The following is a 12989-nucleotide window of genomic DNA, read 5'->3' on the forward strand; positions in this document are numbered from 1 at the left end:
GTGTAAAGTGGAGGCAGCAATGACATTTCAAGAGATTATTTTAAATCTACAAAAATTCTGGAGCGATCAAGGTTGTATCGTTCAAAATCCATATGACATCGAAAAGGGCGCAGGTACAATGAACCCTGCAACATTCTTACATGCAATTGGTCCTGAACCATGGGCTGTATGTTATGTAGAGCCTTCTCGTCGTCCAGCAGACGGCCGTTATGGTGATAACCCTAACCGTTTGTTCCAACATCACCAATTCCAAGTTATCGTGAAACCATCTCCAGATAACATCCAAGAATTGTATTTACAATCCTTGGCCACTCTTGGTATTCATGCTGAAGATCACGATATCCGTTTCGTAGAGGATAACTGGGAATCTCCAACATTGGGTGCTTGGGGCCTTGGCTGGGAAGTATGGCTTGATGGTATGGAAGTAACTCAGTTCACATATTTCCAACAAGTTGGTTCCATCGACTGTAAACCGGTTTCTGTAGAAATTACATATGGTTTAGAACGTTTGGCTATGTACATTCAAGGCGTAGAAAACGTATATGACCTTAAATGGAATGAAAACGTTACATACGGCGACGTTTGGCATGCTAACGAAGTTGAGCAATCCGTTTACAATTTCGAATTAGCAGATACAGATATGCTTTTCAAATTATTTGATATGTATGAAGCAGAAGCAAAACGCGTTTGCGAAGCGGGCTATGTATTACCAGCTTACGACTATGTATTGAAATGTTCCCACACATTCAACTTGCTTGATTCCCGTGGTGCTATTTCCATCAGTGAACGAACTGCTTTCATCGGCCGCGTACGTGCATTAGCTCGTATTTGTGCACAACAATACCTTGCTAAACGCGAAGAATTAGGTTTCCCACTTTTGAAAGGAGATAAATAAGATGGCAAAGGATTTATTATTTGAAATCGGTGCAGAAGAAATTCCTGCCGGCTTTATGCCAAATATCTTAGGTCAATTGAAACAATTGGCTGAAACAAAATTAAATGATGCCCATCTTCCTTTTGAAAGCATCGCAACCTACGGTACACCACGTCGTTTGGCTCTTATCGTGAAAGGTCTTGCTGACACATCCGCTGAAATCAGCGAACGTCATAAAGGTCCATCTGCATCTATCGCCTATGATGCTGACGGCAATGCAACAAAAGCAGCTATCGGCTTTGCTCGTGGTAAAGGTCTTGATGTAGCTGATCTCGTTGTAGAAGACGGCTATATTTACGCTGAAACTAAAACTGCCGGCGTACCTGCAAAAGATATCGTAAGTGAAATGTTGCCACAATTGATTACAGGTCTTAATTTCCCTAAATCCATGCATTGGGGCAATTTAGATGCTAAATTCGTACGTCCTGTACGTTGGCTTGTAGCATTACTTGATGAAGAAGTAATTCCTGTAGAATTTGCTACTGTAAAATCTGGTAATGTAACACGTGGTCATCGCTTCTTAGGTGCTGATGAAATTACTATTAAAAATGCAGCATCTTATGTAGACACATTAAAAGAAAACTTTGTTATGGTTGATCAAGACGCACGTCGTGAGTTGATTTCCAAACAATTACATGATATAGCAGCTTCTAAAAATGCATCCATTGTTTGGGATGATGATTTGTTAGAAGAAATCAACTATCTTGTTGAATGGCCTACAGCATTGTGCGGTGGCTTTGAAGAGTCCTACTTGGCACTTCCTGATGCAGCTATCATTACACCTATGAAAGATCATCAACGTTACTTCCCATTGGTTGACCAAAACGGCAAATTGTTACCAATGTTCTTAACAGTTCGTAACGGCTCCGATCATTCCATCGAAGTAGTTCAAGCAGGTAATGAACGCGTATTGCGTGCACGTCTTGATGATGCTAAATTCTTCTTCAATGAAGACCGCAAGAAACCTCTTATCGACCGTCAAGATGGTTTGACTAAAATCGTATTCCAAGAAGGTCTTGGTAACTTAGCAGATAAAACTGAACGTTTACTTAAATTGGGCCGTGTATTTGGTGAAGAATGTGGCTTGCACGAAGATGCAGCTGTTGTGTTAGAACGCGCTACAGAGCTTGCTAAAACTGACCTTACAACAGGTATGGTTACAGAGTTCACTGAATTACAAGGTGTAATGGGTAAAGAATACGCTTTACTTGATGGTGAATCTGAAGAGGTAGCAGAAGCTATTTTCGAACAATATTTACCACGTTTTGCAGGCGATGTATTGCCTCAAACTGAAGCAGGTAAAGTATTGTCCATCATCGATAAAGTAGATAACATCGTTGCTACTTTCAGCCGTGGATTAATCCCTACAGGCTCTCAAGATCCATATGCATTGCGTCGTCAAACAATTGGTATCTTGAACATCTTGCTTGGTAGTGAGTGGAATATTAGCTTACGTCCAATCTTCAAAGCATCTATGGAGTTATTGAATGTAGCTGCTGATAAACAAGATGAATTGCTTGGCCAAGTAGAAGAGTTCTTCACACTTCGTTTGAAAAATATCTTCCTTGATCGTGAAGTGCCTCATCATGTCATCGACTTGTTGTTGTCCAACAATGAATTGTCTGTTGCTGATGCAGAAGGTCTTGTAAACGCATTGTTAGCAAATCGCATCGATGAAAATGTTGAGCTTGTTCAAGCTTATACTCGTATGTATAATCTTGTAAAAGATTTAGAATATACAGGCGTTAATAGCGACTTGTTAAAAGAAGATGCTGAAAAAGCATTGTTCGAAGCCGCTTCTAAAGCCTCTGAAGCAAGTCTAGCGGCGTGGGAAGCTAATGATTACGCTGCAGTTGTAGCTGTTCCTGCTACATTAGTTCCAGCAATCAACAAATTCTTTGAAGATGTAATGGTTATGGACAAAGATGAAGCTATTAAATCTAACCGTTTACAACTTGTTCGTTTAGCTTATAGTGTAATGGCTATTATCGGCGATATTAGTGCATTAAAATAATATATTTTGTATTAGATACATTAAATTTTACAGAAATATATGAAAAAAGAGGTACCATTTGGTACCTCTTTTTGCTTTTACGAAGAATATACATATTTTATGCAGGAATTTTTGAGACTATGGCGAATATCTTATAATATACAAAGTTGTATGAGGAGATAACTGTCATGAATCATGATGAATTATATAAAGCCTTATGTAAGGTGCCAAACGGTAAAGAAAAATCTCGTGATAAAATAATTATAGAATTATATATGCGATCTGAAGGGGCATCTCAAAAACAATTAGTGGATGCTCTTAATATGCGTCCTGCTACAGTATCAGAGCAGACCGATATTCTTATTGAATTAGGGTATGTCACAAAGCACATCGATTATATGGATAAACGGATTTCCGTAGTAGGGCTCACTGAAGAGGGGAAACGATTAGGTAAGTCATTATTACATTCATATGACCAATTTCTTAATGTACTATTTTCTGATTTTTCTGATGATGAAAAAGACGATTTATACCGCTTGTTAGGTAAATTAAAGCGCCCAATTTTAAGTAAATAATTAGTTTCTTAAAATTATATAGAAAATACTTGCGAACAGTACGTGATTTATGATACTATATTGCTGTTAATTTGAGACAGTCCGCTGCCTATAAGGTGTAGGTATTGAATGTCTGCAAACAGGAGGAAACAATGAACATTATTAACGTACTTGAACAAGAACAACTTCGTACAGACATCCCTACTTTCCGCGCTGGTGACACAGTTCGCGTACACGTAAAAGTAGTGGAAGGTTCTCGTGAACGTATCCAAGTATTCGAAGGTTTGGTAATTAAACGTCAAAACGGTGGCGTACGTGAAACTTTCACAGTTCGTCGTATTGCATCCGGTGTAGGTGTAGAACGTACATTCCCACTTCACAGCCCACGCTTAGCTAAAATCGAAGTTATGCGCCGTGGTGTTGTTCGTCGTGCTAAATTGTACTACTTACGTAACCTTACTGGTAAAGCTGCTCGTATTCGCGAAAAACGCTAATGTTCATAAAAGGCTGCCGTTGGCAGCCTTTTATTTTTGCTAAAATTTAGATATGAAAGGAAATACTATGGCAGATTCACCTATCGTACATTGGTTCCCTGGGCATATGGCGAAAGCCACACGTATGATTACGGAGTATATCAAAAAGGTAGACGTAGTTATTGAGTTATTAGATGCACGTATTCCTCGTTCTAGTGCGAACCCTGTAATCACAGAACTCGTTGGTCAGAAACCTCATATCGTACTGTTAAATAAAGTAGATTTAGCAGATCCTAAAGCTACAAAGGAATGGACTGAGTTTTTTACTAAGCAAGGTATCACAGTACTAGCTATCGATTCTAAATCTGGCAAGGGGAATAAGAAGTTAATATCTACGGTAGAGCGTTTAAGCAAGCCCATCATAGATCGTTGGGTAGCTAAAGGTATTCGTAGCCGCTCTGTACGTATTATCATCTTAGGGATTCCTAACGTTGGTAAATCTACGTTGATTAACTCCTTAGCTGGCTCTGCTGCAACGCGTACAGCTAACAAAGCAGGTCATACCCGTGGTCAACAATGGGTTAAAATCGGTAAAAATCTTGAATTGCTTGATACACCAGGCGTATTATGGCCTAAATTAGAGGATCAACGCGCAGCGGCTCGCCTTGCTATGACGGGTGCTGTTTCTGATGATGTGTACGACTTAGAGCATGTAATGAAACAGTTATTAAATCATTTATTGACGAATACACCAAATATTCTGGTAGAACGTTATAAATTAAAAGAAGAAGAGATGACAGATGTGGATACTATTCTTGAAAGCATCGGTCGTCGTCGTGGTTGTCTTGTAAGTGGTGGCGTAGTAGACTTTGATAAAGCACGCCGCATCATCTTGCAAGACTATCGCAATACTAAACTAGGTACAATTACTCTCGATAAAGTTGATGAAGAACCATACTATCCTGAAAACGGTGAGGACACACAAAATGGATAAGGATACATTTAGTAAATTAAAAGTGGCAGATATAAAAGCTCTTTTTGAAGCTGAACAAGCCTTAGAGATTTTGCCTTTAGCCCAAGAGGATACTCGTACTTCTGTACAAAAACTGGCCGCTTCTTACATTAAGCGCCAAGAAAAAGAGCTAAATGAACAACAACGCCTCATGAGCATGTATGACTATGAAGGTATGTTCTACGATCAAGGTATGTATCACGTAGCTGGTGTCGACGAGGTAGGTCGTGGTCCTATTGCAGGACCTGTAACGGTAGCTGCCGTTATATTGCCGCCTATGACATTAATTCCTGGTTTAAATGACTCTAAAAAGCTAACAGAAGAAAAGCGTGAAACCCTCTATGATATCATCATGAAAGAAGCCGTAGCAGTAAGCTGTATTTCCTACGGTCCAGAAAAGATTGATGAGCTCAATATCTACGAAGCAACACGCCAAGCTATGTATGAGGCGATTCGAACTCTTAGCGTACCAGCTGAAGCCGTAGTGGCTGATGCTATGAAATTGCCTGATTTGACGATTCCTGTGGAGTCCATAATTAAGGGCGATAGTAAAAGTGCTAATATTGCGGCTGCATCCATCATTGCTAAGGTTACGCGAGATCGATATATGAAGAGCCTTGATGACGAATACCCTGGTTATGGATTTGGTATTCATAAAGGCTATTATACGGAGTTACATAAAGAAGCTGTTGAACAACAAGGTGTAACACCACTACATCGCAAGAGCTTTGAACCTATTAAATCTATCGTTCGTTGGGTTAAACCTGAGTGATTATATTAAATTAAATTTATAATACAAATTGAATATAGTTCATAACCGTAAAGAGGTTCCTATTGGTCACCGATGTGACTATTAGGAACCTCTTTTGTATTTACTTTTATAGTCTCCATATTCTACGCTACAAGTAAGTGTTACCTGTTGAAAGTTTAGATGTAGATTGAGTGATAACTATTCTATAAGTTATTGTAGTTACTACACGTATATAGGAGGTATATATGAAAACGATTAGTACGGGTAAAGCATTCAATGAACTCGATTCCAAGGAACTTGGAAAATGGGGTGAACGGGTGGCCATTAAATATATTGAAAAAATAGGCCTTACTGTCGTAGATACAAATTATCGAACTAGATTAGGTGAAATCGATATTATTGCTAAACGTGATTTAGTGTATCACTTTATTGAAATTAAAGCCCGTCGAGGAATGCAGCATGGATTAGCTCGAGAAGCGGTGACAAAGAAGAAGCAAAAGCATATTAAACGGACAGCCATGTTATTTTTGTATGATCTACATCAGAAAAGACGGCGCTGGAAAGAGTTATCCTTTGATGTAATCGAAGTGTACTTGCATGAAGACTTTCAAAGTTCCATTCATTATTTGCCGCAGTGCTTTTAGAGAGGTTACCTATGTATGCAAAACTTTATGGAGCCACCTTACATGGTATAGACGGATGCATTATTACGGTAGAGGTCGATATATCTCAAGGTTTACCTGTATTTGATATCGTAGGACTGCCTAATCAGTCCGTAAAGGAAGCTCGGGAACGTGTGAGGGCGGCTATCAAAAATAGTGGCTATGACTTCCCTATGAGGCGTATCGTAGTCAATCTAGCACCTGCTACAATTCGTAAAAGTAGTGCAGGACTCGATTTAGCGATTGCATTGGGGGTTCTCGTTGCATCGGGGCAGATAAAGGGACGTAAAGCTAATATTTCAGCTTTATTGAATAGATGTCTATTTATGGGCGAGCTAGCCTTAGATGGTTCCCTGCTACCTACCTTTGGAACCTTGGCGATGTCGTTAGCAGGGTTAGAAGCTAATTACTCTACTATATATACAAGCGTAGAAAATGGATATAATTTGAAAGCTATTCCAAATCTTACTATCTATGGCGAGTCTTCATTACAAAATATTATTACCGTCTTAGAAGACCAAGTTAAATCTAAATCTATTTCAACTTCCAAAAAGGTAAAAATAGGGAACAATCAAGATGAGATATTAACAGATATGATGGATAATAAAAACCATAATACTACGTATGATGTAGATTTTGGTGATGTACAAGGTCAAGAACTTGGTAAACGCGCCATGCTCATTAGTGCTGCAGGACATCATCATTGTATTATGATAGGTCCTCCCGGTGGTGGTAAAACAATGATGGCTGAACGATTACCGACCATATTGCCACCCATGACTTGGAATGAAATGGTTGAGGTCAGTCGCATCCAAGATGTGATCGGTTTACTCGGTGATAAGGGACTCGTTAAAACTAGGCCTTTTAGGCATCCACATCATACGGCGACTTTAGCGAGTATGGTGGGTGGAGGTATACAAGGACGCCCTGGGGAGGTCACACTTGCTCATGGTGGTGTTTTATTTATGGATGAGGCACCTGAATTTCAACGTCAAGTTATTGATGCGTTAAGGCAGCCCTTAGAGTCTCGCACAATTACTATCAATAGGTCTCAAGGTAATTATATGTATCCCGCCAATTTTATTTGTATATTGGCCGCGAATCCCTGTCCCTGTGGTTATTATCATGACCCACATAGGGAATGCATATGTTCTGAAACGATAGTTAAAAACTATCAGCAACGCTTGTCAGGGCCTATTATGGACCGCATTGATTTACATATTCCCGTTGAAAGGCCTACACTAGAACAACTATTAGATAATTCGACGTCTACTATGACAAGTGAAAGCATGAGGCAACAAGTTATGTTGGCAACTGCTTTGCAACAGGAACGTTATGAAAACTTAGAATTTAATTCTAATGGAGCCGTACCTCATAAGGCCATAGGTGAGCTATGTAATATTACTGATAAGGCATGGAGTGTATTGGGCAATATATTTGATCACTTTCATTTAAGTGGGCGTGCCTTTGATCGCATATTAAAGGTGGCTCGTACTATAGCGGACCTTGAGGGAAATCCACAAGTGGAGCCTCATCACATTTCCGAGGCTATGTTGTTTAGAACAGGTAAATAGGTGTAAAGATGACTAGATATGATGATACTATTTATATTGCAGGCTTACAAAGTTTATATAATGTAGGAGCCACACATGTACGGCGTTTCATAGAGGATTTTGGGTCGCCTTATGATGCTTGGGATGCCGTTAAGAAGGTTGAAAATTTAAAGCCTTATACACATATTCCTAACGCTGATAAACGTGCTATAGCATCATCGGCTAAGGATGAAAAGTTAGATTATATAATTCATAAAATAGACGAATATAAGATGGATGTTACTACCTTTTTAGATAAAGATTTTCCATCTATTTTGAACCATATTTATAATCCACCAGCTATATTATTTATGCGAGGCAATCGAGCTTTATTAGATAAAAGACTGAACCGTATTGCTATTGTAGGGGCACGGCGCTGCTCATTGTATGGACGGAATGTGGCGAGAATGCTTGGTAAAGAGCTCGGTAAATACAGCACTATTATAGTCAGTGGAGGTGCACGAGGTATTGATACACATGGTCATGAAGGACTATTAGCTAGCCTAGGGTATGGTATTGTGGTCATGGGTTGTGGCTTAGATATAGTATATCCACGAGAGAATACAAAATTATTTGACCGAATCTTACAAAACAATGGTTTGCTTGTATCTGAATATCCACCTGGTACGCCACCATCTGCTAAACATTTCCCCGCTCGAAATCGTATCATTAGTGGCCTTAGTAGAGGTGTAATCGTAGTAGAGGCAAAAGGAAGTAGTGGTTCATTGATTACAGCGGATATGGCTGTTAGTGAAGGTCGAGATGTATTTGTATTGCCTTGTAATTTATTAGACCATACAGCAGATGGCAATAAATTCCTCATGCGTAATGGAGCCTTTGTATTAACTGGTTATGAGGACATCGTTAAGGAATATCATTTAACCTTACGAGATATGTATAGTACTAAAGAAAAACTTTCACCACCAAATAAAAGAGATACAATGGGCGTAAAAAATAGTAGTCAAATGGTGAATCATGGTCAGGGTGTTGATACACAAGGGCTCTCTATGTTAAGCTTTAGTTTGGATAAGAGTTTAATATTGAGTGAAATACCTCATGATCGTTGTATCACGGTTAGTGATATTTTGAAAGCGACCTCTATTCCATTACAACAACTGCAGCCCTTATTACTAGAGTTAGAAATGGAAGGGGCTATAGAACATCAACCGCCGAGAGGCTATATTAATATGACTAGGAGTGATATACTTGTCCATTAAACGATCAATCGTTATTGGCGAGCCAAAAGTAGCTAGTACTAGTAAAGATACTAAAAAGAAAAGTACTAAGAAAGAGAGTACTACGATAAAGCGTAAGGTTGCTAAAGAAGCCCTTACTCCCATGGGAATTGTACGAGATAAATCTGTACTACAAACGTCCGTGCCACCAGAGCAACGGGAACCACGCGTATATAATCCTGATGGCAAAGTATTGGTTATCGTAGAGTCTCCTGCTAAATCTAAAACAATTGAAAAATTCTTAGGCCCTAACTATGTTGTAAAGGCGAGTATGGGCCACTTACGAGATTTGCCAAAGTCTCAAATGGGCATCGATATCGAACATGATTTCACGCCCCGTTATAGCAATTTGGTAACTCGTAAAAAGGTTATTGATGAACTCGTTTCCTACGCCGATGAAAGTAGTGCCGTATTGCTCGCAACTGACCCTGACCGCGAAGGGGAAGCTATTTCTTGGCATTTAGCGTACATTCTAAATGTAGATCCAACGTCTACATGTCGTATTACGTTCAATGAGATTACTAAAAATGCCGTAGCAGAGGCCTTAGAATCTCCACGTACTATCGATATGAACATGGTTGATGCCCAACAAGCACGCCGTGTATTAGACCGTATCGTAGGCTATAAATTGAGTCCTTTATTATGGAAAAAGGTTTGTAAAGGTCTCAGTGCAGGTCGTGTGCAATCCGTTGCAGTTCGACTTATCTGTGAAAGAGAGCGAGAAATTCAAGCTTTCGTGCCACAAGAATACTGGACTATTGAAGGCAATTTTGAAACGCCTAAAAAAGAGGCTTTCACAGCAGAATTGACTCATATTAAAGGTGAGAAAATCGATATTACTACTGAAAGTGAAGCGCAAGCCGTAGTAGATGCTATTGGCGGAGCCGATGCAGTAGTGACAAATATTGAAAAGCGCAAACGTTCTCGTAAAGCGGCACCTCCCTTTACAACGTCTACGTTGCAACAGGATGGTGTTCGTAAGTTGAACTTTGGTGCAAAGCGTACCATGATGATTGCTCAACATCTTTACGAAGGTCTTGAAATCGGTTCCTATGGTCACGTAGGTTTGATTACGTACATGCGTACAGACTCTACGCGTATCTCTAAAGAGATGCAGGTCATGGCTAAGGATTATATTATTCATAACTATGGTGAAGATTATTATCCTTCTAAACCTAATATGTACGGTGCAAAAGGTTCTGCTCAAGATGCCCATGAAGCAATTCGCCCTACATCTTTAGAGTTAACACCTAAAATGGTAGAGCCCTTCTTGAGTCGTGATGAGCTTAAGTTATATACATTGATTTGGAATCGTTTTATGGCGAGCCAAATGGCACCACAACAAAATGAATCTACAACCATTGAGTTGACGGTTCATGATGATTACACATTTAAAGCGACAGGATCTCGCGTAATCTTCCCAGGTTTTAGTGCTGTCTATGAAGATGCGAAAAAAGAGGATGCTCCTCAATTGCCTGCGCTTAAAAAGAATGATGCAGCTCATACGGTAGAGGTATTGCCTGAACAACATTTCACGCAACCACCTCCACGTTACTCTGAGGCGAGCCTCATCAAAACATTGGAAGAGCTCGGTATTGGTCGTCCAAGTACTTACGCTCCAATTCTAGATACAATCGTAAGCCGTAACTATGTAGAAAATACGAATAAACAATTCGTACCTACAGAGTTAGGCTTTGTAGTGGTAGATTTCTTGATAGCGTACTTTGAAAAAATCATCAATACAGGTTTTACTCGTGATCTAGAAGAAGAACTCGATGCTATTGCATCTGGTAAGGATACATATCTAAAGGTATTGTCTGATTTCTATGAAGTATTCGCTAAAGAGCTAGAAGATGCGAGCGATGTAGATCGCATTGAAATTGCATCTATGGAAAGTGACGAAACGTGCGATCTCTGTCATAGTCCAATGGTATATAAATTTGGTCGCTATGGTAAGTTCCTTGCATGTTCTAACTTCCCAGAATGTAAAAACACTAAACCTATTACGGTAGGGACAGGTGTAACTTGCCCTAAATGTAAAGAAGGGGAAATCGTAGAACGTAAGTCTCGTCGAGGACGTTTGTTCTATGGTTGTAACCGTTATCCACAATGTGATTTCACATTATGGGATAAACCAACCCATGAATTCTGTGATACATGTGGTTCTATTATGGTTGAAAAGACATATAAAAATGGGACGACTAAGAAATTCTGTTCCAATGAAGCATGTCCAACTAGACCTCCAAAGAAAACTAGAAAGAAAAAGAGCGAAGCTAGTGAAGAAACTGTAAAAGAATCTAAAGAAACTAAAGAGTCTAAGAATTCTAAAAAATCTAGCAAAGCTAAAAAAGAGGAAACAACAGTTGAATAATAAAAATGTTATTGTTATTGGCGCAGGGCTAGCTGGCTCTGAGGCGGCTTGGCAACTCGCTAATCGTGGTATTCATGTAGACTTATATGAAATGCGCCCTGTGAAGAGTTCCCCTGCGCACCAAACAGATCAGTTTGCAGAGCTTGTATGTAGTAACTCCTTACGCGCTGGCAATATTGAAAATGCAGTAGGTCTTTTAAAAGAAGAGATGCGTCGTTTAGGCTCCATTATTATGGAATGTGCCGATGCGACAGCTGTACCTGCCGGTGGTGCCTTAGCCGTTGATCGTCACTTGTTCAGTGAAATGGTGACTGAAAAGGTAAAAGGTCACCCTAATATTACAGTGCATCACGAAGAGGTAACCGAGATTCCTGCTGAAGGTACTGTTATTTTTGCTTCTGGTCCCCTTACATCTGAAGCATTAGGGGATAAGATTAAAGAATTAACTGGTGAAACAGGCTTTTACTTCTACGATGCAGCAGCACCTATTGTGACAGCAGAATCTTTGAATTACGATAAAGTATTTGCCGCTTCCCGTTACGATAAGGGCGACGCAGATTATCTTAACTGTCCTATGACAGAGGAAGAGTACAAAGCATTTTGGCATGAGCTTACAACAGCAGAAGCAGTACAACCAAAGGATTTTGAAAAAGAAATCTATTTCGAAGGTTGTATGCCTGTAGAAATTATGGCTAGCCGTGGTGAAGATACATTGCGCTATGGACCATTAAAACCAGTAGGTTTGGTGGATAAACGTACCAATGAGGAGTCTTATGCAGTAGTTCAATTGCGTAAGGAAAATAAGGAAGGTACCATGTTTAACTTGGTAGGCTTCCAAACTCACTTAAAGTGGGGCGAGCAAAAACGTGTATTTGGTATGATTCCAGGCCTTGAAAACGCAGAATTCGTTCGTTATGGTGTTATGCATCGTAATACGTATATCAACTCACCTGAGTTGTTGAACCATGCATTCCAACTAAAAAAAGAACCGCGTTTATTCTTTGCGGGCCAAATGACAGGTGTAGAAGGGTATTTAGAATCTGCTGCTAGTGGTCTTATGGTAGGCTTACAAGTGGATCGTTATTTAGACGACCGTTCATTTATAGACTTCCCTAAAACTACAGCTATCGGTTCTCTTAGCCATTATGTTTCTAACTATGAAGGTTCCAACTTCCAACCTATGAATGTCAACTTTGGCATTATGGATCCATGGCCACAAAAAATCCGCAAGAAAAAAGAGAAAAATGCACTCATTGCTAATCGTGCATTAGAAGAACTAGATGCATTAAAAGCTAAAGAAAATTTATAAGTTTTGGTCTTATAAAATAAATTGCTCAATGCTATATGTGTTTTTAGACTTATAAAGAAAAATCCTTCATTCAATGGGACATCCATGAATGAAGGATTTTTTA

11 protein-coding genes are annotated in these 12989 nt (G+C 39.5%); all 11 read left to right on the top strand.

Translation table 11 applies throughout. The annotated features are described in order from the left end of the window. Window positions 1-19: 19 nt before the first annotated feature. The 11 genes from glyQ (at window position 20) to trmFO (ending at window position 12886) form a co-directional block, all read left to right on the top strand. Window positions 20-895, top strand: a complete 876-nt coding sequence (gene glyQ / locus EL171_RS04720) for a glycine--tRNA ligase subunit alpha (RefSeq protein WP_039969172.1) — start codon at window positions 20-22, stop codon at window positions 893-895. A 1-nt stretch (window position 896) separates the two neighbouring features. Further along, the gene (gene glyS, locus EL171_RS04725) at window positions 897-2948 is read left to right on the top strand and encodes a glycine--tRNA ligase subunit beta (RefSeq protein ID WP_005386547.1); all 2052 of its coding nucleotides are present in this window, start codon (window positions 897-899) and stop codon (window positions 2946-2948) included. Between the two features lie 167 nt (window positions 2949-3115). Next, complete coding sequence (locus EL171_RS04730; protein WP_005386549.1) at window positions 3116-3502, top strand: MarR family winged helix-turn-helix transcriptional regulator; 387 nt, start codon at window positions 3116-3118, stop codon at window positions 3500-3502. A gap of 131 nt (window positions 3503-3633) precedes the next feature. Next, complete coding sequence (gene rplS / locus EL171_RS04735; RefSeq protein ID WP_005377523.1) at window positions 3634-3975, top strand: 50S ribosomal protein L19; 342 nt, start codon at window positions 3634-3636, stop codon at window positions 3973-3975. Window positions 3976-4042: 67 nt separating this feature from the next. Continuing rightward, entirely contained in the window at window positions 4043-4948 is a 906-nt protein-coding gene (gene ylqF / locus EL171_RS04740) for a ribosome biogenesis GTPase YlqF (RefSeq protein ID WP_039969175.1), read from the top strand. Beyond that, entirely contained in the window at window positions 4941-5738 is a 798-nt protein-coding gene (locus EL171_RS04745) for a ribonuclease HII (protein ID WP_005386552.1), read from the top strand. Before ylqF ends, EL171_RS04745 begins: the two co-directional genes overlap by 8 nt. Window positions 5739-5962: 224 nt before the next feature. Then, window positions 5963-6361: a YraN family protein gene (locus tag EL171_RS04750; RefSeq protein WP_005386554.1), complete on the top strand. Its 399-nt coding sequence runs from the start codon at window positions 5963-5965 to the stop codon at window positions 6359-6361. A gap of 11 nt (window positions 6362-6372) precedes the next feature. Then, window positions 6373-7953: a YifB family Mg chelatase-like AAA ATPase gene (locus EL171_RS04755; protein ID WP_039969179.1), complete on the top strand. Its 1581-nt coding sequence runs from the start codon at window positions 6373-6375 to the stop codon at window positions 7951-7953. 8 nt (window positions 7954-7961) lie between these two features. Beyond that, complete coding sequence (dprA, locus tag EL171_RS04760) at window positions 7962-9188, top strand: DNA-processing protein DprA (RefSeq protein ID WP_005386558.1); 1227 nt, start codon at window positions 7962-7964, stop codon at window positions 9186-9188. Further along, the gene (topA, locus tag EL171_RS04765) at window positions 9178-11577 is read left to right on the top strand and encodes a type I DNA topoisomerase (RefSeq protein WP_039969181.1); all 2400 of its coding nucleotides are present in this window, start codon (window positions 9178-9180) and stop codon (window positions 11575-11577) included. Before dprA ends, topA begins: the two co-directional genes overlap by 11 nt. After that, window positions 11570-12886, top strand: a complete 1317-nt coding sequence (gene trmFO / locus EL171_RS04770; protein ID WP_005386561.1) for a methylenetetrahydrofolate--tRNA-(uracil(54)-C(5))-methyltransferase (FADH(2)-oxidizing) TrmFO — start codon at window positions 11570-11572, stop codon at window positions 12884-12886. Before topA ends, trmFO begins: the two co-directional genes overlap by 8 nt. Window positions 12887-12989: the final 103 nt, after the last annotated feature.

Source organism: Veillonella dispar (genome assembly GCF_900637515.1).
Classification (GTDB): Bacteria; Bacillota; Negativicutes; order Veillonellales; family Veillonellaceae; genus Veillonella; species Veillonella dispar.